Genomic DNA, 26,089 nt, shown 5'->3' on the forward strand with positions numbered 1-26,089 from the left:
AAAATCAAAAAATTGTCATTCCTGCGAAACATGCTCTCACAAGGGGGGGAAGTATGGGTTCATTCCTTTCATAAATTACACCACTTTTTTAAAAAGGAGCAGTAAAATGAAAAGGAGAAGCAAAATTTTTGCACTATCTGCCATGCTTTTATTAACAGTGTTGTTCGGAAATATTCTTTTGGCAGAAGATGAGGTTGTAAACAAACCATCACAGGAGGAAGTAAGGCAGAAAACCATGAAACTTCAGATGCCATTTATCGCCAACAAGGGGCAAACGGATGAAGGGGTGGCATATTATGCCAATACCTTTGGAGGGACGGTGTTTGTCACGAAAGAGGGCGAGATTGTCTATGTTCTGCCCATGAGAGATGGAAGCGCTCCAGGTTATGGAAACAAAGGGGAATTAGTGGAGGAAGGCGCTCAGGAACCAACGTCAGATGGGCAGCAAGAAGGAGAATCAGTCATACATGAGGATACCGTCAACGAACAATCGGGAGGAGTGGCGCTGAAAGAAGTGATTGTCGGGGGAATGGCAGGCAAGGTGAGGGGGGTGATGAGGTCAAGGACAAGGGTGAGTGATTTCCGGGGAAATGACCCATCGAAATGGAAGAAAAACCTTGCCACATACGAGATTGTAAATCTTGGGGAGGTATATCCAGGGATAGAGGTTAAGTTGAGGGCATACGGGAATAATGTGGAGAAGTTATTCTATCTCAGCCCTGGGGCTGATCCTGGTGTAATAAGGATAAAGCTCCACGGGGCACAGTCCTTGCGGGTAGATGAGGAAGGCCGGCTTGAGGCAGATACGGCGTTGGGTCCGGTGAAATTCACCCGACCTGTGGTCTATCAACTGGAAGACGCTTCATCTCGTCCGGGCAAAGGCAATTTTTCTCCATTCCTGTCGTCACGAGAAGGTGACGACATGGCGAAGGCGATAGAGGGAGAGTATGAAGTAAACGGGGACGAGTACAGCTTCAGACTGGGAGATTACGACAGATCAAAGGGGCTTATCATAGACCCACTCCTTGCATCTACATTTTTGGGAGGGCTTCCTAGCGATGATATTGGTAAGATTTTAGCTGTAGACTCGAGCGGGAATGTCTATGTAAGCGGAGAAACTAGTTCTTCAAACTTTCCCACTACTGTGGGCGCTTATGATACTTTGTATGGTTATACAGATGTCTTTATCTCCCGGTTCAGCAGTGGTTTAACGAGCCTTCTCGCCTCCACCTATTTGGGAGGGTCTGCTGCTGACTATGGCAGGTCTTTAGCCATAGACTCTGGCGGAAATGTCTATGTGACTGGGTATACGTACTCATCAAACTTTCCCACCACTGCGGGCGCTTATGATACTTCGTATAATAGTAATACAGATGTCTTTATCTCCCGGTTCAACAGCAGTTTGACAAGCCTCCTTGCCTCCACCTATTTGGGAGGGTCTGGTTATGACTATGGCAATTCTTTAGCCATAGACTCTGGCGGGAATGTCTATGTGGCGGGGTATACTCCCTATACTACCTATTCAAACTTTCCCACCACTGTGGGCGCTTATGATACTTTGCTTAGTGGTCCTAGAGATGCCTTTATCTCCCGGCTCAACAGCGGTTTGACGAGCCTTCTCGCCTCCACCTATTTGGGAGGGACTAATTCTGACTATGGCAATTCTTTAGCCATAGACTCTGGCGGAAATGTCTATGTAACCGGGGATACTTGGTCACCAGACTTTCCCACCACTGTGGGCGCTTATGATATTTTGCTTGGTGGTAATAGAGATGTCTTTGTCTCCCGACTCAACAGCGGTTTAACGAACCTCCTTGCCTCCACCTATTTGGGAGGGACTAATTATGACTATGGCAATTCTTTAGCCATAGACTCTGGCGGGAATGTCTATGTAACCGGGGATACTTGGTCTTCAAACTTTCCCACCACCAGGGGCACTTTTAGAGGTGCAGTAGATGTCTTTATCTCCCGGCTCAACAGCGGTTTGACGAGCCTCCTTGCCTCTACCTATTTGGGAGGGTCCGGTTCTGACTATGGCAATTCTTTAGCCATAGACTCTGGCGGGAATGTCTATGTAACCGGGTATACTAGATCGTCAGACTTTCCCACCACTGTAGGCGCTTATGATACTTTGCTTGGTGGTGGTGAAGATGTCTTTGTCTCCCGATTCAATAGCGATTTTAGTCTCTTCCTCGCCTCCACCTTTATCGGAGGAAATAGTACTGACTCTGGCTATTCTTTAGCTATAGACTCAGGCGGGAATGTCTATGTGACCGGAGATACTACCTCTTCAAACTTTCCCACTACTGGGTTTGCTTATGATACTTCACATAATGGTGGTAAAGATGTCTTTATCTCCCGGCTCAACAGTGGTTTGACGAGCCTTCTTGCCTCTACCTTTTTGGGAGGGTCTGGTTCTGACTATGGCAATTCTTTAGCCATAGACTCTGGCGGAAATGTCTATGTAACCGGGTATACTTCGTCACCAGGCTTTCCCACCACTTCAGGTGTGTATGATCGTTCGTATAATAGTAATACTGATATCTTTGTCTCCCGGCTCAACAGTGGTTTGACGAGCCTCCTTGCCTCCACCTATTTGGGAGGGTCTGCTGCTGACTATGGCAGGTCTTTAGCCATAGACTCTGGCGGGAATCTCTATGTAACTGGGGATACTAACTCATCAGACTTTCCTATCGCTGGGGGCATTGTTTATGATACTTCGCATAATGGTGGCAGAGATGTCTTTATCTCCCGGCTCAACAGTGGTTTGACGAGCCTTCTTGCTTCTAGCTATTTGGGGGGCGCTGGTACTGAATATGGCAATTCTTTAGCCATAGACTCAGGCGGGAATCTCTATGTGACCGGAGATACTACCTCTTCAAACTTTCCCACTACTGGGTTTGCTTATGATACTTCACATAATGGTGGTAAAGATGTCTTTATCTCCCGGCTCAACAGTGGTTTGACGAGCCTTCTTGCCTCCACCTATTTGGGAGGGTCCGGTACTGATTCTGGCAATTCTTTAGCCATAGGCTCAGGCGGGAATGTCTACGTGACCGGGTATACTTACTCAATGAACTTTCCCACGACTGTGGGCGCTTATGATACTTCGTATAATAGTGGTAAAACTGATGTCTTTATCTCCCGGCTCAACAGTGGTTTGACGAGCCTCCTTGCCTCCACCTTTTTGGGAGGGTCTGATATTGACTATGGCAGGTCTTTAGCCATAGAACCATTTAGCGGAGATGTCTATGTGACCGGGTATACTTACTCAACGAACTTTCCCACCACTGTGGGCGCTTATGATACTTCGTATAATAGTAATACTGATGTCTTTGTCTCCCGGCTCAACAGTGGTTTGACGAGTCTCCTTGCTTCTACCTATTTGGGAGGGTCTGGTTCTGACTCTGGCTATTCTTTAGCAATAGACTCAAGCTGGGTTGTCTATGTAACCGGGTATACTTCGTCAACAGACTTTCCCACCACCTCAAATGCATATGACCGTTTTTATAATGGTAAAACTGATGTCTTTGTCTCCGGGCTCTACGGTGATTTGACAAGCCTCATCGACTCCACCTATTTAGGTGGTTCTGGTGATGATCGTGGCAGTTCCTTAGCCATAAGATCCTACGGGGATGTCTATGTGACCGGATATACTACCTCTTCAAACTTTCCATCCACTACAGGGGTGTATGATACTACGTATAATGGTGATAGTGACGCCTTTGTGTCAAGAGTAATAGGTAGTGGTTTTTAATATGTTCTTTTAAGGTGTGGAAGGGATTCCAAAGTTGCCAGGCAGCGCTGAGGCACGAAATATTTTCTTCGTGCCTCAGTAACTTTAATGAATGATTTTACCCTCTTTCAAGACGTTTCTTCCCCACTTTAATGGTTAAAACAGTTTAAAACGAGAAAAAAGTGGGCAACATTCAAGGGTGCTTATCCATTTTAAAAATCAAAAGGTTCATTTGACCCACTCTGTTCGCTTCATCCACCCTACCTAAATAAGGCAGACAAAGATCAAGTACGGGATGGCAAAAATGGCCTACCGAAGACAAACGAAACTTCACAAATTGTTAATCACTTTGTTTCAACAGATGCGAATCGGTTCTGCTTTTTGTTCTATTTCAAATACTTCTTTCTCCACTCATCATATCGCTTCTTCATTTGATTGATATGTGCCGGTATATGTTCCTCATACACTTTCAACCAATCGTCCAGGGTAACGGTTTCGTTCTCCATTGAGCCAACTGAGTTTAACCAAACCGGCTCAGGCAATGTCTTAATAAGGTTGTACGACGACAGACGAAGTCTCCTGAATAATTCCAATGCATCTTCAGCGCTTTGATCCTGATAATGAAACGCCGCAGACCATTTGTCCTGATCATAGGCTGCAATGGATTTCCCGGGTTCAGCAATCAATTTTCTGCACTTGATATATGCATTCGCCTCGCTGTCGGCAATATGCATGATAACTTCATGGATACTCCAGCGGTCAGGCGAAGGTTTGAATGACCACATCTCCTTCGGAAACTGTTTTAAAGCCTCAGTAAGCTGGACGTACCCCTTGCCATACGATTCGATTTTTTGCATCCGTTCTTCTCTCGTCATTACCATCACCCTTAAGTTGTTTTATGATAAGAAATATAGTATTGATATTTTCTCCAAAAAGTCTATGATAACCATAAAAAAAGCCCCTCGTTTCCGAGAGGCTTAATTAGGTGCCCCGACGGGTGCGGGGACATGGTTTTTTGCAGAGCCAGAAACCTGGATGCATATCCCGCAATACTTTATTATGGAAAAGCAGTGCAGGCATTTGTGTGGTACACACTATGGGAGTATTATACCTATCCATTAGAATACATGTCAATAAAAATGGAGGTGTTTGTGGAAAATTTCATTCTCGGTCTTGATCTGGGCACTAACTCAATAGGCTGGGCGATAATCGGATGCGACGAAAATGCTAACCCTTCGCGTCTGATTGACGCAAACTCTCGCATCTTCCTCTCCATGATGGAGGCGGACGGCAAAGCCCCGAAGAACAAACAGCGCCGTGACAAGCGACTCACACGCAGGCAAATCAGACGACATAAAGAACGTAGGGACAAACTACTTGAGATACTCGTTGACCAACACCTTCTCCCTGGAGAATTTCACCAGCCATCAGACTGGCCGTGTCTTCTCAACCAAAAGGGCAAACTTCCCAATGGCGAACTGAAAGACTTCCTTGCCAGCAACCCCTTTCTCCTTCGCTCAGAGGCGTTAGAACGCAACTTAACAAGACACGAGTTTGGACGCGTATTGATGCACCTTGCCAAACGGCGCGGATACAAAAGCAACCGGGGTATCAAATATCACGCACTGTTCCGCTATATTGAAGAAAACAAAATTGGCATCCGCTATGCCGTCCAAGGAGATGAAGAACAGACAGAAACATCTGAATATGCCAATCAGCACGGCGACAAAAAAGAAGCCGAAGAAACCGGAAAGGTATGGGAAGGCATCCGTGTGCTTAAGAGGCAAATGAGGTCAGATGAAACTATCGGACAGTTTGCCGTCAGGGTTGCACATAATGAAAAATGGAAAATTCCCCGCCGCTTGCACACCATAAGTATGGATGAAACCAAAATTCCCACAAAAGGCAAAAGTAAGGGACAGGGGAAAACTACCGCCTATCATTTGCACGCCACTCGTGAGTTATACGAGGATGAATTTTCGCGCATCTGGGATCGTCAGGCTGAAAACTTTTGCCACTTGCTGAGCCAAACACCGGCGCAAATTAAAACACTCAGAGAAAAAATCGAGCATGCCATTTTCCACCAGCGTCCACCACAACTGCAAAAGGGTAAGGTCGGCATGTGCACTATCAGACTCAAGAAAAAACGTGCGGCAACTGCCCTGCTTGAATCGCAGGAATATTTGTTGTTGCAAGATATTAATAATCTCAAATATGGCGAAGTTCGTGGCAGAGGCAAACGTATTCAGATGGATACCCACCAACCTTTGTCCGCCGGACAACGGCAGCAATTATTAAATGCATTATCCGACCACAAGCAAGTTAATGAGCAAAATACGCTAACATGGGATAGGGTTAGAGAAATACTTGAACTGGATGCATCAATCAAATTCAACCTCGAAATCTCCAGCAATAAAGATAAAAGCGGTGAACAAATCAAGAGCGGTAAAAAGGGTATCACCGGTAACCGCACCGCTTTGGCGATTGCGCGTGTAATACCAGAAGAATGGAAAGTCTTTACCGCAGCGCAAAAGAAGTCGTTGGTAAATGACCTACTCAATATCCACGACAAAGTAGCTCTGTTTAACCGCTTGCGTAACCACTACCGGCTGCCACATCAACGCTGCCCCTGGCAATTCAGCGACCAACAGGCCTTCGAGTTAGCAACGCTGGAATTACCTGCCGGCTATATGAAACATTGCTTTGAGGTTATTACTGAGTTGTTAAGGCATTTTAGACAAGGCATGATTTACAGCGAAGCTAAAAAAGAACTTGAAAAAGACCCTAAATTCAAAAATCAATCAGAATCCGGTCAACCCAGGCACTTGGGGGAACCACCCGACATCGCCAACCCGATTGTACAAAAAGCATTGTATGAAATACGCCGTGTGGTAAACGCCATCATAGAGAAACAGGGATGCAAGCCCAAAATAATTCGTATTGAAATGGCGCGCGATATGAAGGCATCTAAGGTACACCGCGCAGAAATGGAAAGCCGTAATATTGAAAACCGCAAGCTCAACGAAAAAGCTAAGGAAGCTATCCGCGACTGGAATCAGCACAACCCGCATCAAACCATGGGGCTAGAGCCAGCTAATATTGAGAAAATCAAATTATGGATCGAACAACGGGCAAAGCCGGATAAAGAAAGCACCACAAAAATCAAACTTTGGCAGGAGCAAAATCATAGATGCCTCTACAGCGGCAGATATATTTCTTTCCCACAGATTGCCGATGGAGAGGTGGATATAGACCACATCTATCCTCGCAGCCTTTCCGGCATGAATAATTACCTGAACAAAGTGCTGGTGTTCAAGTCTGAAAATCTCGCCAAAGAACAAAAAACTCCCTGGCAAAAGTGGGGCAATAGCGAAAAATACAATCAAATTGTTAAACGCGCCCAGGAATGGTATGGTGGGAGTGACTCTCCTCTTAAAGCCAAACTATACAAAGTTAAAAACACATTAGACGAAACCTCATTCAAGGAAGAAATGCGTAAGTTCACCGAATCTCAGTTGAACGACACCCGCTACATTTGTGTTGCTGTTAAAAATTATTTGAAAACACTGGGCTACACCGACCAGGAAATCCAGGTTTCACGTGGGCGTGCAACTGCTGATATACGCCGTTTGTGGGAACTGGGCAACATATTGCCCAGGGCGAAAAGAGATCAAGAAAGCAAAAATGAGGATAAAGAGACTGATGATAACGAGATTGATGAAGCCGAGGGCGATAAGACAAAGAAGGGGAAGAAAAAAGACCGTGGCGACCATCGCCACCATGCGATTGACGCCATCATCACCGCCCTGACCGATAGAAGGACTTTTGCAGATTTACAGCGCCGTTATCGTTATTACGAACTCAACAGCAGTTGGCCTAATGCTCCACTTGAAAAACCAATGCGCGCAGACGGCAAACCTTGGGAGTCACTTCGTCATGATGTCGAGCAAATCGTGATGAACCGGGTAGTCAGCTTTAGCGCCACCCGCAAGGCAAGCGGCGGACTGCATGATGAGCAACCTTACGGGTTGGGTCACTATAAGGAAAAAATGCCAATCAAGAAACTGCTCAAGTCTCCGGACATTATCCGTACCTTGCCTGATAAAACACCTGGCAAGAAACTGGAGGATAGTAATACCTGGATTGCCGACGCCTTTTTCCGCCAAAAGCTCCTGGAATGGCTTGTCAATTGGGAACGCGCAAAGTGTGTGAAAAATTTTCCTCCACCTCTCCTGCCTGACGGCAAACCTCTTGATACTGTTGCCGTGGCCCATCGTTGCTATGTCAAACGCGCACCGGTTGTCGAAGCATTGAAACGGATTGAAAACAACCCCGGTAAGAAAACGTGGGTTGCCAATGACGAATTGCGAAATATTTTACGCAATTGGCTAAGGCAACCAGGCAATAGTGTTAAATCAGCCCAAGTTAATCCACCCACCATGCCTTCCAAAAACGGCAATGGCAACCCGATCCATACAGTTCGACTGGCATCAGTCTCTACCGCTATGGTTCAATTCAAAGGCAAACCGCAGATTTTTGCAAAGGCCAGTAATCATCACGTCGCCATTTTCAAACGTATCGGTACGGTTGTCGAACGCAAAGGTATTTTTGTGGATATGTTGGAAGCAGCGAAACGCATCAGAAAACCGCCCGTCGTGCGAAAGTCGCCACAGGAATTGCTGGCGCTTGATCCGGCTGTCAATCCAGCCGAATGGCAGTTTGAAATGTTCCTATGCAATAACGATATGGTATTGTGGGATGTTGATGATCCGGACTGGCAACAAAGAGATAAAATATATTTGGATGAGAAGAATCACCATTTGCCAATTTACCGCTTGCAGAAAATGACGAAAGGAACACTTACTTTTCGTCATTTTTCGGTTACGTCCACTGCTGATACGGACAATCGGGGAGTTCTTAGACGATCACCAACCAAGCTGCGCTGCAAGAAAATACGGATTAACGAATTAGGCAATTACAATATTTGCCATGATTAAACGAATTGTAGAAATCAGCAATCCTGCGCGGCTTTCCCTGAAAAACCAGCAAATGGTGGTTGACCGTGAAGGATTCGACTTAGCCGCAGTTCCTATAGAGGATATTGGCGTTCTTATTCTGGACCATCCTCAGATCACCCATACACAAGGGCTTCTTGCAGCTTGTTCTGAAAATAATGTCGCGTTGTTAGTCTGTAGTGAGAAACATTTGCCAAGCGCTATCCTCTTACCACTTGAAGGAAACAGCCTCCACAGCAAAATTATCGCGCAGCAGGCACAAGTTACCGAACCCACTTGTAAGCGTTTGTGGCAGGCAATCGTTCGGGCAAAGATTCGTGAACAGGCAAAGGCGCTTCTCCTTTCCACCGGAGATGACAGTCCCCTTCCTGCTTATGCTAAGAGGGTAAAAAGCGGCGATACAGAGAACATCGAGGGGCAGGCGGCTCGCATCTACTGGCAAAAACTCTTTGGACAAGACTTCCGCCGCGACCCCAATACCCCCGGTATTAACACCCTGCTTAATTACGGGTACGCCGTGATGCGCGCTGCAGTTGCCCGTGCAATCGTCAGCACGGGACTGCATCCCTCCCTGGGCCTGCACCACCATAACCAGTACAACAGCTTTTGCCTTGCCGATGACTTGGTTGAACCGCTCCGGCCTGTGGTAGACCTTAAGGTGTATGAACTTTGTAAAAAACTTCCGGAAGAACCGGCGCTGACAACCGAAAACAAACGGGTGTTATTGGAAACCTTGAGCGCAGATTGTGTCATGAATGGTCAACGGCTCCCTTTAATGACTTCGTTGCATCATTACGCCGCAAGTGTGCGAAAGGTAATCTGCGGCGAGCATAAGCGTATGGAGATCCCTGCATTATGAGCTTTGGAGGCTACCGGAGCATGTGGATAATCGTCATGTTTGACCTGCCCACTGATACGAAGCATGCACGCAAGGCTTATCATGAATTTCGGGAGGAATTATTAAATGACGGTTTTACCATGTTGCAATTTTCCGTTTACGCACGCCACACACCAAGCGAGGAAAATGCCGTGGTTCACGAAAACCGGGTAAAAACGTTTCTACCGGAAGACGGAGAAGTGAGGCTGTTAAAAATCACAGACAAACAATTTGAACGTATGAAGATTTTCAATGGAAAAACGCGTAAGGAAACAGAAAAAGCGCCCAAACAACTCAGTTTTTTCTGAATTGTTCGGGCGCATCACGAAGAAATACAATAGGTTACAGAAAGTCTATTGTACCACACAAATGCCTGCCCGCAAGCCACAACGGGTGAATTGTCCATTGCTGTCAATTGCGCTATTGTACCACACAAATGCCTGCCCGCAAGCCACAACGTATGGGGGTGTGTTTATGATGTTCTTGATATTGTACCACACAAATGCCTGCCCGCAAGCCACAACATACAACTCATTCTTGTTTGTCCTTGCCATATTGTACCACACAAATGCCTGCCCGCAAGCCACAACGGGTCGATTGGGGGATTGTTTACACGTGGGATTGTACCACACAAATGCCTGCCCGCAAGCCACAACGAAATGGTTATCCAATTCAATCAGCAGTTCATTGTACCACACAAATGCCTGCCCGCAAGCCACAACTTTTGGCCTTTGCTACGTATTATGCTATTGATTGTACCACACAAATGCCTGCCCGCAAGCCACAACGAAGGTAGTTAGAGGTGAGTTTGAGTCTGAATTGTACCACACAAATGCCTGCCCGCAAGCCACAACTCCTCCTCTTTGCGGGTAGTTTTTCTCTGCATTGTACCACACAAATGCCTGCCCGCAAGCCACAACATACAGAGGAAGAAGCCAAAAATGCGGCATATTGTACCACACAAATGCCTGCCCGCAAGCCACAACTCGATTTCTTCCCTAGTGTTTCTCCCTGTCATTGTACCACACAAATGCCTGCCCGCAAGCCACAACCTGACCAAGTAGGCAAATACATCGTTTTTGATTGTACCACACAAATGCCTGCCCGCAAGCCACAACGATTCCTTAATGATCGAGTCTATTTCCTCTATTGTACCACACAAATGCCTGCCCGCAAGCCACAACAACCTCCAATAAGTTCCGTTCGTGATTGATATTGTACCACACAAATGCCTGCCCGCAAGCCACAACTTACCGGGTTGGAGATTGAGTTTCCCCAGCATTGTACCACACAAATGCCTGCCCGCAAGCCACAACCGGTCTTGATGTGATATACATTTGTCTTTGATTGTACCACACAAATGCCTGCCCGCAAGCCACAACACCTTCTGCGCATCTTTACCGAAACGCCCAATCTCTGTTGCCCAGACAAGCCTTGCTGCATTAACGGCATCCTTGAATCCCCTCTGCATGCCAAAGAGCATGGCCTTTGCCTCGCCATCTACTACGCCGGGAGTGTTGCCGTAGTGTGTCTTAGCTGCCAGGTACCGTTCCGGGATGCTGGCAAAGGCGGTGTAGAGGTTAGAAAGGAAGTTGGTGGTATGGGTTTGTGGGTTCGAGAGCAACCCGTTGATCCACGCCTCCAGGAAGATGTCCTGGAGGCGCCGGGTTACGGGCTTTGCCATTTCCCTGGTTGTCTCATCAATTTGCTCTTGTGACTGCAAAGAATCCTTTAATAATTTTAATTGCTCCGGTGATATCTCTCCACTTTTTAAGATTTCTAAAGCACGTAAAAATTCTTCCGTTGCAGGCGCCGCTCCGATTTGTATCTTCCCAGATTCAGTCATCCTCGCCGCTTCCGTACTTGACGCTCCCATCTTACTACCAAACATTGCGGCTCTTACCATTAGTATTGGCGCAATTTCTTTGAGGCTTTTGTTTTTGGGATTTAAAGCGCTAGCATCGATCACACTTGATGCTTCAAGAAATAATTGGTTTCGCATCATTCGTGCAGCTACTTGCTTAGCTGCGCTCGGCAGAATGGTTCCATGCTCCAACCCCATAACTTCATTATAGATTGTTCTTAATTCTTTAGATGCATCCTGGAGTAATTGTTCATGAGATACTTCTGTTTTTTCCGTGCCAGTTATCTCCCTTACGGCTTCTATCGCCGATACCATAAGCGTCTTCACGTCAACACCGGCATCTATTTTCACAAGATTCAACCCTTGCTCATCTAATGCTTTTTGTATTAACTCTTCTGGTTTTAACTCGCCATATTCCTTTAGTTTTTGCTTTACAAGATTGTCGATGTCTTCTATTTTACTAGGTGCGCCGCCTTCGATCTTGAGATGCCTGGAGAGTCGTTCGATCTGTGCCTCTGTCTCGGCGATCTCCTGTTTGTACTTTTCTGCGTTTTGTTTATAGACGGCCTCTTTGATCTTGGCGGTGACAAGCATTTGTTCTATGGATGCCGTGTCTTTGTTCTGGATGCCTAGCTTTTCTACGGCGTTTTTGTAGAATTGCTTGACGGTATCCTCTGACCAATTATTTTGCGTTGCGATGTCGTTGATTTCTAAGGCGTCTGACAGTGAAAGCTTGTTGGTATCTGTGAGTGTCTTGAGGAATGGCGGTAGTTCTATGGCGGATTGTTGCAATTCACGCGCATACAGTTGTGCGTTCTTCCTCGCATCGTCAACGCTTATGCCTTCTCCGGCCCTGAATTGTACCTTCTGTGCAAGCGAATGGTTGTAGAGTGCAGCTCCTTCGGGGGTTGTGACATATTTCCACCCGATAGGTTTTCTGTCAACGCCTCGTATATCAGGCGCATTTTTGGCGCTGATAAGTTCTGAATTAGAGGCGGTTTCTAGTTGTGGTTGCTGTGGTGTGGTTACTTCCTGGGAGATTCCTGTTTTTGTTGTTGTCGCTCTTTGATCCTCCGAAGCCCTTCCTTCACCCCCCTGAGCATTCCCTCCTCCTGATAATCGTAGGGATCGTCCGGCATCGGTGGATAATTCTCCTCCTTGTTCAATGAGGACTGGAGGCTGCCCTCTTTCGACGTCTGTTGAGTATTTTTCATAACTTGCCCATCCTTTCTCTTGTTTAAGGATATCATAATTTTTACCTGGCGTCAAGCCAAGATTTAATACATAATTTGGGTCAACAAATCTTCCTGTCTTCTGGAATCTCTCTACAGCCCTCTGGGCTGCCTTTCCAGGCGGTAAATCTATATAGTGCAGATTTACCTGATAACCATCACTAACAAGCCAATCCCTCCATCTTCTTACACGTTCAATGTTTTTCCCAACAATCGGAAGTACCATATTCATATTTTGTTTGATTGCCTCTGGCGTTACGATACTATCGACAATATCGCCAGATTCTTTATGTGTAGCCCCTGAATGTCGAATATCTCCAAGATATGGTTTTGCCTCATCGGCATCGATAACAAGGGATTTCTTTTCTTTCGATAAGGTATGGACAAAAGAAGATTTTCCGGAAGCAGGAAGTCCGATAACAATATCGGCTGTTTTGTTGTTTTCTACAGGCCCTCCAAAAACATCCTTTCCTTCCTGGTCTTTTTCAATAAATGACCCCCGGTTTAACAAGGTGTCGGCCACCTGTTTCCTTAATGTTTGTCTTTCCGGTGTATTAATTAAGTGTGTCTCCGGAATAGTCTTTTGTTCTTCTCGGGCCTTAATGATTTCAGGTGTATCGAATGACCCTGGCGGTGATATCTCTCCCTTCGGTTGCTCCTGGGCTTGTTGGGTTTGCTCACCCTTGGGTTGGTGGGCAGTGCCTACCCTACTTTGCTCTGACGTTTGTTGTGTTTCCTGCGTTACCCCCCTGGTAAAGGGATGAATGATGGCGCCGGTTGCAGGGCCTGCTATGGCCGTCTGGATGATGGTTCGTTTCCTGGATTGAGAAAGGTCGTTATAAAATTGTTTGAAGGTTTTTTGGGGATATTGCCGGGCATAGGTAATGGCGCTCTGGACGATGGTGTTGATATCCTCACCAAATATGTCCTGGGCTGTGGATAGAAATATCCGCTTGGCGAAAGATATCCCTGGTTTTAACAGGGTGCTCATGGGCATGAGTTCGGTGCCTATTTCCGATATGGTATGCCCTGCTGCCGATAACCCCGCCTTTAGCGTTGATGCGCCTTCTGCTTTTGCCTCTCCGTATTCCTGACCACCCGATAGAGCCCCCATGATGCCAAGCCCAACAAAGGGATTGCCCGTAGCAGCCGACAGGAAAACGGCAGGGATGTTTTGCCCTACCGATACTCCTGCCCCAAGCAGGTTTTCTTTGAATGAGCCAGGGGGAATTCCTTCGTAGATTCTGGCGAGTTCTATGTTTGACCCCTGGAAGACGTCCTGACCATATTGTTTTATTGATTCCGATCCGGTGACGTCGCCAATGATCTGGGCGATACCACCTATTGAGCGCGTGGCAGCAAATGTGGTGGCTTCAGGGATTTTCTGAAAAACGGCAAAGAGGCTGTCGGTGGGATCGATTTCTGATTTTGGATTTTTTTCCCCTTGTTCCCCATCGCTGAGGGATTTCCTCCCCCCGCCCTCTCCAGAGGGGGACAAATCACTGTCCCCCTCTGGAGGGGGTTGGGGGGAGGAGGTTTCTTCCTGCCCTGCCACCTGATAATCCTTCCTGATCTTCTCCACGGCATCCAGGGGTTCCATCTTCTTGTCGATGATGTAGGAATGGAATACCCTGAGCCATTTTGCCTTTTCTTCCTCTTCCAATATCCCGGCGAATTGCTGTTTGAAATCGAGGTCGAAGAGTTCACGGGCGGCCTTGTAGTTGGGGCGATTGGTGATCTCCTGGTTTCTTTGCAGTTCATCCATGGCCTTGTTTTTATCCGCAAGGGAGATGCCTTCTGCGGAGATGATGTCTTCTTGTTTTAAACTGTATGGGTCGGAGTTGATACGATACATGAGTTTGTTGTAAATATCCGGGTCGCTGATTTCTGGCTGGTTGCGTGCCCGGACGAATTGTACCACACAAATGCCTGCCCGCAAGCCACAACGGAATGGGTAAACGAGAATTGTAAAAATTTAACAAAAAAACATCCATGAGTCAACGAACAGAATTCATCATTAAAGCGCCGTCCACTCCTTGTGAATAATGATACGTGTGAAATGGAGAGAAGCCGTACAGGTAATTTGGTTGCGACTATGCAGCGCCATGTTATAATAACTGAGCAAATAAGTTTTGGACAATCATCTTATTGACACGGACTTATGGGGAGGAAGAGGTACATGAAGGGAATTTTGTCATTTGTTGGGGTATCAATACTTTTTGGTGTTTTGGGCGGCGTAATACAGGCTCAAAAACTGGACAAAGGGGTAGGGCCGTACGGTGAATTCTGGAAACCAATACCCACACAGAGATACTGGGCGCCGGACTATTTTTATTCACCGCCGGAAGAACCAAAAGGGATTTATACCGCCGATGAGTGCACGCTCTGCCATAAGGCATTAAATCCAGGCCTGGTAAAAGCATGGGCAGAAAGTAGCCATGCCAATCTGGACAAACTTCAGGGTTATCAAAAAGAAAAATTAGCCGAGATAGAAAAAAATCTTGGAAGAAAGCTTACCAAAGTGGGTTGCATCGATTGTCATGGAAAGGTTGGGGCAGAAAAACTGGATCATGCGAAAGAATTAGTAATGACCAGTTCCACCCTTTGCGGTGAATGTCATAAACAAGAATATGAAGAGTTTGAATCTGAAAAACAGTATGGTATTCCGGACTGGAAACCGGGCAGGGAAAGCCACGCAAAGTCATACGATGCCAATCTGGACGTAGATGTATGGGCAGCAACAGATAAAAATGTCGTTCAAGGCTGCGACATGTGTCATAACATCCAGCACAAGTGTGACAGCTGCCATACCAGGCATGCCTTCAAGGCTTCTGAATCCAGGAGACCGGAGGCATGTCAAACCTGTCATAACGGACCAGACCACCCGGACATCGAATATTACAGGGATTCCAAACACGGTTCTATCTATTTTATTGAAGGGCATACCTGGGATTGGAGCAAACAACTCAAGGATGCAAATTACATCTCTCCCACCTGCCAATCCTGCCATATGTATTATAAAGGGCAGTATTCCCACAATATGGTCAGAAAGGCCATTATGGGTGAGGGCGATGTATTGTTTTATGACAACATCTTTAAAGGAATCAAACCAACGGATTATATTAAGAATAGCAAGGAATTAATGTCACGGCGAGAGGCATGGATTGAAGTCTGTGTAAAGTGCCATTCACCGAGATTCTCCCGGGATTATCTGGACTCCATGGATAAGGCCTCGGATTCGATTTTTCAATACGTGAGCGATGCCTATGCTACGATAAAATCCCTCTATGAAGAAGGGGCGCTTTATCCCATGCCCGAAAACAGGCCCAGGGCGCCTGCGCCGGTAACCGAAAAGTATCCTGATCTCCTGGGTGGTTTCTACGGTGAATTTTGGGCAAAGGACGGCAATCCAAGCAGGATTGAAAAGGACTTTTTGTATATGTGGGAAAACGACGCATTTCTTGTCCGAAAGGGTTTGGCTCACATGAATCCCAACGGCTTTACCTATATTTCATGGTCAAACTTGCTCAAGAAATACGTGGATATCAAGAGTGAGGCAAATACCCTGCGGCGGTTGGCTGCACTGGAAAAGAAGAGAGTGCGGGCTCGGATCAAAACGAAAAACAAATAGTATCTGTGTATATTTTGTTATAAATCACTGATATGGAAAATCTTACACAATGGCACCTCACTTTCGCCGGCATTGAAAATCTCTGGCTGCGTGTGCTTGTCTTATTTCTGGCGATTGCTGCGCTCTACTTTTCCTGGCTTGGCGTCAAAACGATCTCTCCCCTTGCCAGACGATTGTTCCTCTTCACTCTCCGTTTTGCTGCTACAACACTTATAGTCATCCTCCTCCTCCAGCCGCAAATAGAACAGAAAGAAGTTCTTAAACTAAAAAATAAAGTCGTATGCCTGCTGGATAATTCTGCAAGCATGACTCTGAAAGGAGGCGATACCGGCATCACCCGATTCCAGCTTGTGAATAAATTCTTCAAAGACAATGCGCCTTTTATCGAAGAGCTGCAGAATAACTTTGATGTCGATTACCTATCCTTTTCCGATATCATCAAAGAGATCTCTTATAACGATATCGAAAGGGGTCTTGGTCTCGACGGCAAGAATACCGATATCATCCAGACGCTCAAGCTCCTGAAAAAACGCTATGAGGGTAAATCCGTCAGGGGATACCTGGTCTTTTCTGACGGCGCCGACACGACCGAACTTCCTTCAGGCGTAAACAAACTCGATATCATTTCCAGTCTTACAAGGGATCTTTCAGCCCCATTCTTTACGTTTTCACCGGCCGGCAATATGGAGGCCAGAGATATCGCTATCAGCAATGTCTCTTACGACAGCTTCACCTTTGTGCGAAGTCCGTGGAAGGCAGATGTTGCCATAAAGATTTTTGGGTACAAAGACCTCAAATTCCCTGTTACGCTCAAACAAGGTAACGACATCATCTCGTCGAAGGTCTTAGATACGAGGAACGAAAGGGAACTGCACATAGATCTGTCATTTACACCTCACACTACAGGAACATTCCTCTATACAATATCACTTCCCATCCAGCCCCATGAAGCCATTACGGAAAACAATCAGGTCAGTTTTCTGGTAAAGGTGGTACGCGATAAAATCAGGATTATGCATGTCTGTGGCCGCCCGTCCTGGGATGAACGTTTTCTGAGACGGGTATTAAAAAGCGACCCCAATATTGATCTCATATCCTTCTTTATCCTGCGGACGCCAACCGACGTCTCCGAGGCAAGAAATGAGGAACTCAGCCTTATACCTTTTCCCGTAGACGAACTGTTTACCCAGGTACTCAGCAGTTTTGATCTGATCATTTTCCAGAACTTTGATTATCGGCCCTACGATACCTCGTTCTTCCGATTTTCCCATTACCTGGGTAACATCCAAAAATTTGTAACGGAAATGGGCGGAGGCTTTCTGATGATTGGCGGGGACATTTCGTTTTCACAAGGTGGATACGATGGCACTCCTATCGATGAAATCCTCCCCGTAAACCTCACCACGGGAAAAGATACCATTGATACAACCCGGTTAAAGGCAACCCTGACCAATGATGGGCTGAAACATCCGGTAACCGCCCTTGGCGCTGACACAGACAGAAATGTCGCTATTTGGAAAGACCTCCCCGAACTTGACGGATGCAATGTAACCGACGGGTTGAAGTCAGATGCCGTACCACTGGCAACCTTTCCGGTAAAAGGAAATCCACCCCTTATTTCTGTTCGTGATGCAGGACAGGGCAGATGCATGGCCATTGCCACTGATTCTTTATGGCGATGGAATTTCCTTTCCGTTGGGAAAGGCGGAAGCAACAGGCATTATATAAAATTTTGGCAGAATTCCATAAAATGGCTCATCAAGGACCCTACCTTAAACCCTATTCATATCATGGCAAACAAAGAAACGTTTTCCCCGGGTGAAGAAATACAAATTAAAATCGATGTTGTGGGTGGAAACTACCAGCCGCTGAGCGGCGTACAATTAGGAATAGACATCGCAAATGAATTTTCCGGGAAAAGCATATTCTCCGCAACCGGAGTCACCGGGAGTGATGGTCAATACAGATTCACCGTCAAACACGACGGAGAAGGCTACTATATTGTGAAAGTGCTGGCAAAGAAAGAAAATGATGAAATCGGACAGGATTATGCCGTCTTCTGCATAGCTTTAGAAAACAAGGAATTCAAAGACCCTTCCATCAGAAGAGATATCCTTGCAAAACTTGCCGAGGTTTCCGGTGGAAAGCACTTTGACCTTCCCGCAACAAATATCAGAGAAAAGTTTTCAATTGAAAATCCTCCTATTGTAAAACTCGTAGGCAAACGGCAAATCTCTCTGTGGGATAATGGTTACGTTTTTATGATGATACTAACAATCGTTTCTCTCGAATGGTGGATACGAAAACGCCGTGGGTTAAGTTGAGACAAAAAACACTTGCAATAAAATGCCTCATTTAGTATAGTTTATTTTTTGTTTTCCATACCTTAATCGGACGCTATTATAACGAGGGTATATGTATGATGGAAGAGGTTTTCACTTGATAATAGCGATTGATGGTCCCGCTGGTTCCGGGAAAAGCACCGTTGCCAGGATGCTGGCCAGACGGATGGGCTTTCGATATCTTGACACGGGCGCAATGTATCGGGCGCTTACGTGGAAGGCGATGCAGAAGGGTGTAAACCTCAATGACGAAAATGCCTTATGCCAGCTTATGGATAAAACTTCCATAGAATTCCACCAGAAGGACGGGAACTTACATGTATTCGTGGACAGCGTTAACGTCACGGAGGAAATCCGTTTACCCGCTGTCACAAATAATGTTCATTATATCTCAAATGCGCCCGGCATCCGGCATCGTATGGTAGAACTGCAGCGAAAACTTGCAGGAGAAGGAAACACCGTTGCTGAGGGAAGGGATATGGGGACAGTTGTTTTCCCGCATGCAGAAAGAAAATTTTTTCTGGATGCGGAGATTGAGGTGCGCGCCAGAAGGCGCTATGGTGAGTTTAAGCCATCGGACCACGGACTCTCCTATGCCAATGTTATACAGGATATGGAAATACGGGACAGGCGCGATACAACAAGAAACAACTCACCCTTAACAAAGAGCAACGATGCGATTTACATAGATACTACAGATTTGACTATTGAGGAAGTGCTGAATCTGATATTGAAAGAAATCAGGTTCATCGTGAAGACGTAGGGCTTTCGTACAGGGTCTAAGCGTATTTTATTTCATGAAACTTTTTTCGTTTATTTATTTTTTATTTCGGAGAAATCATCAAATTATGGATCGTGATATTTTAAAAGAGTACAATGTGAATTTAACCGACATTGAAAGAGAAGTTGAAGAAATTATGGGAGGCGAGGATACCAAAAAGAAGGTGGAATCTACGTATTATGATTCTATCCAGAATTTCGAAGTGGGCTCGGTTCTCAAAGGCCGTATCCTCAGCGCTCTGGGAGATAACATTGTCATAGACTGCGGATATAAATCCGAGGGTATGATACCCAAATCTGAATTTGATGATCCCTCCGAAATAAGGATTGGCGAGGATGTAGAAGTTTTATTAGAAGCAGTAGAGGATGATTCGGGACTGATTAAATTATCCAAACGCAAAGCAGACCGCATACGTGGATGGGAAAGGGTTATTGCAAAATATAAAGAAGGCGACATCATAACGGGACGTGTTACGAGAAAGATTAAGGGAGGTCTCCTCGTAGATATGGGCGTGCCGATATTTTTACCAGCCTCACAGATTGATGTAAAGCCGCCTGGCGACATTTCTCAATACATCGGACAAGAAGTCACCTGCCGAATCCTTAAAATCGATGAGGCCCGGCAAAACATCGTTGTTTCCAGAAGAAAGCTCATTGAGGAGGAACGAGATAAAAAGAAGCAAGGGCTATTGGCGGAAATTGCAGTCGGACAAATCAGAAAGGGCGTGGTAAAGAACATTGCCGACTTCGGCGCATTTATTGATCTTGGCGGACTTGATGGACTCCTCCATATTACCGATATGAGCTGGGGCAGGATAAGCCACCCGTCAGAGTTGCTTGCCATAGATGATGAAGTCGAGGTAAAAATACTTGACATCGATAAGGAAAAGGGGAAGGTCGCTCTGGGACTAAAACAAAAGTCTCAAAACCCATGGTTGCAGATAGAAGAAAAATACCCTGTAGGCTCGAGGGTGAAAGGCCAGGTTGTCAACATTATGTCTTATGGCGCATTCGTAAAGCTGGAAACGGGCATCGAAGGTCTTGTACATATCTCAGAAATGTCCTGGACGCGCCGCATTAATCATCCGTCAGAAATGGTGGCTATCGGGGACATGGTAGAAGTTGTCGTCCTGAAAATAGATAAAGAGAAAGAGGAGATTTCTCTCAGTATGAAACAGACAGAGGTCAACCCCTGGACGGTCATTGAAGAGAAATATCCAGCCGGAACGAAGATCAAGGGTCGCGTCCGCAACCTGACCAACTACGGCGCATTTATCGAGATTGAAGAGGGCGTGGATGGCTTGCTTCACATATCCGACATGTCCTGGGCAAAGAAAGTAGGGCATCCCTCCGAAATTGTTAAGAAGGGAGACAAAATTGAGGCCATCGTACTTTCAGTTGACCGTGAAAAAAAGAGGGTTGCCTTGGGTCTGAAACAACTCTCCGACGATCCATGGACAAAAGAAATCCCCGAAAAATTTAAGGTCGGCGATGTCATCACCGGCAAGGTTACCAAACTGACAAATTTTGGCGCATTTCTGGAACTCGGCAAAGGGATCGAAGGATTGCTGCATATCTCGGAATTATCCAGCGAAAAGGTCACCAATCCTGCCGATGTTGTCAATATCGGTGATGAACTGGAAGTCAGGATTATTCGTATCGAACCTGAAGCCAGAAAGATAGGGCTCAGCCTCAAAAAATTATCCGATGCAGAAGGGAGAGGCGCGGTAACATCACCTTCAAACGCGGGTTCTCAGCAGCAATCAGGCGGAGAAACTGCAGGCACATCAGAAAAGGATTCGGGCGTTACGAACGGTTAATGATCCCATCGTACAGCAAAAAGGAGAGATACATACGGAATCGGCTTTACAAATATATCTGAAAGAAATTAACCAAATTCCGTTATTATCTCCTGAAGAGGAAAAAGAAATAACAAAAAAAGTTGTGGAGGGAGATGAGAAGGCGCGGGAAAAACTGATACGTTCCAACCTGCGCCTGGTGGTTAGTATTGCAAAAGAGTATACCAACCGGGGGCTTTCCTTTTTGGATCTGATCGAAGAGGGAAATATCGGTCTGATTCGTGCTGTTCAGGGATTCGACCCATCGACCGGCTATAAATTCAGCACGTATGCCACGTGGTGGATCAAACAGGCAATCCGCCGGGCTTTAACGGATAAGACAAAAACAATCCGTATCCCCTCGTACATGATCCAGAAAATATCCAAACTGAAAACTGCATCGACCGGTCTCCTGGACAGGCTTGAAAGGCCTCCCAGCCGTGAAGAAATTGCAGAACAGATGGATATTACGGCAAAAAAAGTCGAATCCATAGAACACGCTATACGCTCAACGGGATCCCTCAGCAAAACGGACATTACTGGTTCCGACCTTATATGGGCTCTGGATAGTATTGTACCAGACAGCAGAACGCCTGCGCCTGAAGACGAAATGGAAGAAGCTTATGAAAGGGAAAGTCTGGAAAGACTCCTGGAGGTTATTGATAAAAGAGAGGCCACCATCATAAAGCTGCGATATGGATTGATCGATGGTAAACCAAAGACGTTGGAGGAGATTGGCGCGCGGTTACGTATAAGCCGTGAGCGCGTGAGACAAATAGAGAAAGAGGTCATCAAAAAATTACATTATATTTTGACAAAAGAAAAATAGATAAACCTATGAATGATTTAAAAAAACTGATACGGGATATACCAGACTTTCCGAAAAAAGGCATTATTTTTAAAGATATCACACCACTCTTGCAAAATCCAAAGGGACTGAGAGGCGCAGTTGAATCGATTTCTGATTATTACAAAGATAAGAAGGTCGATATCGTAGTTGGCGCTGAGGCGCGCGGTTTTATCCTGGCTCCAACCGTCGCCTTCAATTTAGGCGCAGGTTTTACCCCTATCAGAAAACCAGGAAAACTTCCCTATGAAAAGATTAGCATGAGCTACGCCCTTGAATATGGCACTGATATGCTCGAAATACACAAGGATGGCATTGCGAAAGGGCAGCAGGTGCTCTTGGTAGATGATTTGCTGGCAACCGGCGGAACCATGGCCGCCTGCTGTAAACTGGTCGAATCTCTTGGCGGGAACATTGTGGGATGTGCCTTTTTGATTGAGCTGACATTTCTTAATGGCAAGAAGGCCTTAGATAACTACGACATATTTTCAGTTATCAGATACTGAAAAACATTTCAAACCCAATCTTCTGATTCGTTTCCCAAGCCGCATGAAAAAAACTCTTTGGTCTCAGTTATTTTAAAGTTATTTCAATCGATTGGCCTTCCTTCCATATTTGATTGAATATCTTTGCATTCTTCAACGCATCCATTACCTGTTTTTCAATCCACATAACTACATCACTATAACCGCAGCTAAAACATCTTACCATCCATGGAACTTTCATCGTTTTTACCATTACTGAAACAGCTTCACCATCACAATTCGGACATTTGGTTGAAGAAATGACTGCCTTATATTTTTCCCCGATTTCTTTATTCGAAAAATGTTCTGACATTTTTATACTCCTAGAGAAGGATTTGCATATCAAATCGCTGTACTACACAACAAAACCTATCACTGAAAAGTTTCCGGCTGTCTATTTTTCTGAGCTTTTCATGTAAGTCTGAATCCTCAATGGTCTTTTCGGCAATAATCATGGTGGGCGCTACTGGATTCGAACCCCTGATCCCTTGCGCGCGAATTAATAAAAACCAGTTTAGCCGTTTTTAGGTTTAGTTTCAAGTAATTTGTTTTGTCTGACGGATAAGCAAAACCGGGAAAGGCTATTTTAAGCCAGTTTCCGGCTATTTTGTGATCTTGTGTTCACATCTTGTTCACACCCTTAAACGGATGTTCGCCTCAAGGCATTTCTCCATACATCTCGATTTTGTTCTTGACATACAACGATATTCGTGTTATGGTACGCCGGAAATTGGTGAAAAATATACGATAAAGGCAAACCCTGAGTGATCAGGGGACGCAAAGTAACAGGATCTCTGGTATACCCGGCGAACTAGCGAACAGACAGACAGCCTTACTGCCGAAGATGTTTGGAAAAAATCTTTGCAGTAAGGCTTTTTTGTTTGGTTTTCCACTCTATACTCATCTGCGCCCAAAATGGAAATTTACAACATATGAACACAACGAAACCTCTTCGTAAACCAGGCATTATTGTACAGGATATTGGACATGAGACCTTGCTGTACAATGTCCGGGGAAAGGCGGTGCATATCCTTAATCCCACCGCAAGACTTATCTGGGAACTGTGTGATGGTGTGCATACGGTAGCGGAGATAGAGCAGGCGATCAGATCGAAATTTTCTATGGTCAGTGAACATGCTGTGTCAGGAGATATTCAAAGAACATTGGAGGTCTTCGCAAGCAAAGGTGTGTTGGAGAATAAGGCATGAGGTTATCGTCCATGGTAAATACCGAAAACAATAAGGCCCGTGCCGCAACTCCTGAGGTGTACTTTTACATCTTAGAGTATAAGTGTGTCATGACACACTTATGTGTAGGCACACTTGTGTGACATGGCACGCTTTTTATCTATGTTGTTTGAATAATTCCATGGATGTTTGTTTTTGTCATTATGATCATAATTTATTTCAAAAAGAAGTCTTATAACTAAAAAGCTCATCAATACTCTTGCCTGTTTAAGTTTGGCCTTATTATTGCTAGTTAATTATTGAATACATCACGATAAAGGTAAACCTTGAGCGATCAGGGGGCGCAAAGTAAAGGGTCTTTACAAGCCGCTTAAACGGTTTAAACAGTTTAAACCGTTTACTGAAAGACAGCCTTACTGCCGAAGATGTTTGGAAAAAATCTTTGCAGTAAGGCTTTTTTGTTTGGTTTTAAGGGAAAATTTAGCATAGAACGAACCATACGTAAGCAGTCAATGGTCAGCTATCAGTGGTCAGTTTGCAACGAAAAGGCTGGCTGGTGGCTGAAGGCTCAGATTGATCGAGAGAATTTTTTATCATAGAAAGGAGTATACCATGGAAGACACAAAATTACCCGTGTACGAGGCGCCAGAAGTGATTACTTACACCGACGAGGAGATATTTGAGAAGCTGGGGCCTGCGCATACAGGCACACTTGGGGCAGATCGCGCGTTTTAGGAAGTTGGAGGAGCGTGGGTGTCTCTGGTGTGGTTTCGCCGCCATTGACACCCACCGCAAGGTTATGGCAATAGTTCTCCAGGTTGCAGAGAATGCGGAGAAAACAAATTAATGAAAAAAAGTATTGTCTTTTAATTGAGCGGAGGGGAATATGAGGCCAAAAAGTATGATTCTCGTGATTACCCTTGCAATTATTGGCGTATCGATGGCATTGAAGGGTAGTTTAATCGCTGGCTCCCTGACGTCGGTTGACATACAGAAAGGCACGGAGGCAATCGGGAAATTTCTCGATTGCGTAAACGATAAAATTAAAACAAAGGGAGCAATTGATATTTCCGATACCGTAGAGTGTCTGGAGGATTGCTGCACAGCAACACTCACGATGAGCGAAGATAGTGCACAAGCGGCTTGCTTTTTAGGGGGGGCCAACGGCACCGGCACCTGTCAACTTCCGCGGGTGATTCTGAAATGCCCCGGACCTCCCCAGATGGAGCTGTCATACCTGTTGTGTGGGACAGGCAGCGCGGGAGCTGATAACGTAATCGGCGGCAATCGGGTCGAAATCGGCGTTGTGGTGGGAGAAACCGGCAGCGGGACGGTGATGGTGATGGCTGATGTCCCGGTCCCTCCGGGCACAAGCAATAACATTGAAAATGTGATTAGCGTTGGCACCGCCACCTCCCGCGGCACGAAGGGATGCAACGCTTGTCATGGGGACGCGGGTATGAAAGCCAATGTGGGAGAACCGCAGCTTTCTGAACGCATTGAGGCTTTTGGCACAATCGATGATCCGCAGAACGCACGGAATCCATCGTTCATTATTGACACGGACGATTGCCAGGTGCAGGAGAAAATCAATGGCCTCCCTCTGGGGAACTTGAATGGCGTCGGCGTAAAGAAACAGACCCTTGCCGAGATTTGCGACTGCATTGACATGGCGGCAATAGGCGGCACTGTGACGGCGCAGGTGAAGAATCTGTGCCAGGAGCTCGAAAATTATCAAAAAAACCGAGGCATTTCTTCCGGGACTTGTACACCGTGTATATCACCGGCGCCAACGCCTTCGCCAACGGGCACCCCAACGGCCATTACCCTGGCTTACTTCAGCGCTAAGGCGGGCAAAAATGGCAGCGTTATTCTGACATGGGAAACAGTTACGGAGGTCGGCAATGCCGGCTTTAACCTTTACCGGGCAAAGACAGAGAATGGCGAATACAAGAAGATCAATGATACGTTCATCCCTGCCCAGGGCAATGCCGTATCCGGAGCCAGCTACAGCTATGCGGACATGCCGGGCAGAGGCGCTTTCTATTACAAGCTGGAGGATGTAGACGAGACCGGGGTAAACGCTATGCATGGCCCTGAAAAGGTGAGGGTGAAGTCGGGGACAGGAAATAATGTGTTGCACCGTTCAAAGAAAGCAAGGCGTTAGTAGATGCGCTTTAGATGATGCTTGATAAAAATCAGCATAGGTCGGTAAG

Annotated in this window: 20 protein-coding genes, 1 pseudogene, 1 CRISPR repeat array and 2 riboswitches; of the genes and pseudogenes, 17 read left to right on the forward strand and 4 right to left on the reverse strand. The window is 45.9% G+C overall.

What is annotated here, in order from left to right; translation table 11 throughout:
- The first annotated feature begins 106 nt into the window (after positions 1–106).
- On the forward strand, positions 107–3,757 hold the full coding sequence (locus BROSI_RS03490; RefSeq protein ID WP_052562348.1) for an SBBP repeat-containing protein: 3,651 nt from the start codon (positions 107–109) through the stop codon (positions 3,755–3,757).
- Positions 3,758–4,122: 365 nt separating this feature from the next.
- On the opposite strand, the gene BROSI_RS03495 is transcribed toward BROSI_RS03490, so the two are convergent.
- A complete protein-coding gene (locus tag BROSI_RS03495; RefSeq protein ID WP_052562349.1) occupies positions 4,123–4,611 on the reverse strand; it encodes a DinB family protein in 489 nt (162 codons plus the stop codon).
- Between the two features lie 276 nt (positions 4,612–4,887).
- Here BROSI_RS03495 and cas9 point away from each other — a divergent pair, with 276 nt between their 5' ends.
- From cas9 to BROSI_RS19655, 4 genes are all read left to right on the forward strand, one after another.
- Complete coding sequence (cas9, locus tag BROSI_RS03500; RefSeq protein ID WP_157842355.1) at positions 4,888–8,733, forward strand: type II CRISPR RNA-guided endonuclease Cas9; 3,846 nt, start codon at positions 4,888–4,890, stop codon at positions 8,731–8,733.
- The gene (gene cas1, locus BROSI_RS03505) at positions 8,726–9,610 is read left to right on the forward strand and encodes a type II CRISPR-associated endonuclease Cas1 (protein ID WP_052562351.1); all 885 of its coding nucleotides are present in this window, start codon (positions 8,726–8,728) and stop codon (positions 9,608–9,610) included. Before cas9 ends, cas1 begins: the two co-directional genes overlap by 8 nt.
- The gene (gene cas2 / locus BROSI_RS03510; RefSeq protein ID WP_052562352.1) at positions 9,607–9,936 is read left to right on the forward strand and encodes a CRISPR-associated endonuclease Cas2; all 330 of its coding nucleotides are present in this window, start codon (positions 9,607–9,609) and stop codon (positions 9,934–9,936) included. Before cas1 ends, cas2 begins: the two co-directional genes overlap by 4 nt.
- Positions 9,937–9,983: 47 nt before the next feature.
- Positions 9,984–11,010: a CRISPR direct-repeat array (repeat unit 36 nt; unit sequence ATTGTACCACACAAATGCCTGCCCGCAAGCCACAAC).
- A 143-nt stretch (positions 11,011–11,153) separates the two neighbouring features.
- Positions 11,154–11,345: a hypothetical protein gene (locus BROSI_RS19655; RefSeq protein ID WP_157842356.1), complete on the forward strand. Its 192-nt coding sequence runs from the start codon at positions 11,154–11,156 to the stop codon at positions 11,343–11,345.
- A gap of 1,172 nt (positions 11,346–12,517) precedes the next feature.
- On the opposite strand, the gene BROSI_RS03515 is transcribed toward BROSI_RS19655, so the two are convergent.
- Together BROSI_RS03515 and BROSI_RS21235 are read right to left on the reverse strand one after the other, a co-directional pair.
- Positions 12,518–12,706 carry a hypothetical protein gene (locus BROSI_RS03515; protein WP_157842357.1) on the reverse strand — a complete coding sequence of 63 codons (189 nt, stop codon included), beginning with the start codon at positions 12,704–12,706 and terminating at the stop codon, positions 12,518–12,520.
- 70 nt (positions 12,707–12,776) lie between these two features.
- Positions 12,777–13,247 (reverse strand): annotated as a pseudogene (locus BROSI_RS21235) (zeta toxin family protein); the annotation flags it as partial.
- Positions 13,248–13,484: 237 nt separating this feature from the next.
- Here BROSI_RS21235 and BROSI_RS20700 point away from each other — a divergent pair.
- The 9 genes from BROSI_RS20700 to BROSI_RS03560 all read left to right on the forward strand — a co-directional run bounded on the left by BROSI_RS20700 (position 13,485) and on the right by BROSI_RS03560 (position 22,668).
- Positions 13,485–13,667 carry a hypothetical protein gene (locus tag BROSI_RS20700; protein ID WP_052562354.1) on the forward strand — a complete coding sequence of 61 codons (183 nt, stop codon included), beginning with the start codon at positions 13,485–13,487 and terminating at the stop codon, positions 13,665–13,667.
- 10 nt (positions 13,668–13,677) lie between these two features.
- Positions 13,678–13,818 (forward strand): hypothetical protein, encoded by a 141-nt coding sequence (locus BROSI_RS20705; protein ID WP_230400633.1) that lies wholly within the window; start codon positions 13,678–13,680, stop codon positions 13,816–13,818.
- 350 nt (positions 13,819–14,168) lie between these two features.
- A complete protein-coding gene (locus BROSI_RS20710) occupies positions 14,169–14,549 on the forward strand; it encodes a hypothetical protein (protein WP_230400634.1) in 381 nt (126 codons plus the stop codon).
- Between the two features lie 354 nt (positions 14,550–14,903).
- Positions 14,904–16,355, forward strand: coding sequence for a multiheme c-type cytochrome (locus BROSI_RS03535; RefSeq protein WP_052562357.1), 1,452 nt, complete (start codon positions 14,904–14,906; stop codon positions 16,353–16,355).
- A 32-nt stretch (positions 16,356–16,387) separates the two neighbouring features.
- A complete protein-coding gene (locus tag BROSI_RS03540) occupies positions 16,388–18,679 on the forward strand; it encodes a glutamine amidotransferase (RefSeq protein ID WP_052562358.1) in 2,292 nt (763 codons plus the stop codon).
- A 115-nt stretch (positions 18,680–18,794) separates the two neighbouring features.
- Positions 18,795–19,460, forward strand: coding sequence for a (d)CMP kinase (gene cmk / locus BROSI_RS03545; protein ID WP_157842358.1), 666 nt, complete (start codon positions 18,795–18,797; stop codon positions 19,458–19,460).
- Positions 19,461–19,545: 85 nt separating this feature from the next.
- Entirely contained in the window at positions 19,546–21,297 is a 1,752-nt protein-coding gene (locus tag BROSI_RS03550; RefSeq protein ID WP_082059336.1) for a 30S ribosomal protein S1, read from the forward strand.
- Positions 21,298–21,349: 52 nt separating this feature from the next.
- A complete protein-coding gene (locus BROSI_RS03555; protein WP_261338887.1) occupies positions 21,350–22,144 on the forward strand; it encodes a sigma-70 family RNA polymerase sigma factor in 795 nt (264 codons plus the stop codon).
- An 8-nt stretch (positions 22,145–22,152) separates the two neighbouring features.
- A complete protein-coding gene (locus BROSI_RS03560) occupies positions 22,153–22,668 on the forward strand; it encodes an adenine phosphoribosyltransferase (protein ID WP_052562361.1) in 516 nt (171 codons plus the stop codon).
- 67 nt (positions 22,669–22,735) lie between these two features.
- Here BROSI_RS03560 and BROSI_RS03565 read toward each other — a convergent pair whose 3' ends face one another.
- A complete protein-coding gene (locus tag BROSI_RS03565) occupies positions 22,736–22,999 on the reverse strand; it encodes a hypothetical protein (RefSeq protein WP_052562362.1) in 264 nt (87 codons plus the stop codon).
- A gap of 429 nt (positions 23,000–23,428) precedes the next feature.
- Positions 23,429–23,529: riboswitch (cyclic di-GMP riboswitch) on the forward strand.
- Between the two features lie 89 nt (positions 23,530–23,618).
- Here BROSI_RS03565 and BROSI_RS03570 point away from each other — a divergent pair.
- The 3 genes from BROSI_RS03570 (at position 23,619) to BROSI_RS03575 (ending at position 26,040) form a co-directional block, all read left to right on the forward strand.
- A complete protein-coding gene (locus BROSI_RS03570) occupies positions 23,619–23,894 on the forward strand; it encodes a PqqD family protein (protein ID WP_052562363.1) in 276 nt (91 codons plus the stop codon).
- Positions 23,895–24,181: 287 nt separating this feature from the next.
- Positions 24,182–24,297, forward strand: a riboswitch (cyclic di-GMP riboswitch).
- Between the two features lie 188 nt (positions 24,298–24,485).
- The gene (locus tag BROSI_RS20960) at positions 24,486–24,608 is read left to right on the forward strand and encodes a hypothetical protein (protein ID WP_261338845.1); all 123 of its coding nucleotides are present in this window, start codon (positions 24,486–24,488) and stop codon (positions 24,606–24,608) included.
- Between the two features lie 151 nt (positions 24,609–24,759).
- Complete coding sequence (locus BROSI_RS03575) at positions 24,760–26,040, forward strand: hypothetical protein (RefSeq protein WP_052562364.1); 1,281 nt, start codon at positions 24,760–24,762, stop codon at positions 26,038–26,040.
- Positions 26,041–26,089 lie beyond the last annotated feature (49 nt).

The organism is Candidatus Brocadia sinica JPN1 (genome assembly GCF_000949635.1).
GTDB classification, from domain to species: Bacteria; Planctomycetota; Brocadiia; order Brocadiales; family Brocadiaceae; genus Brocadia; species Brocadia sinica.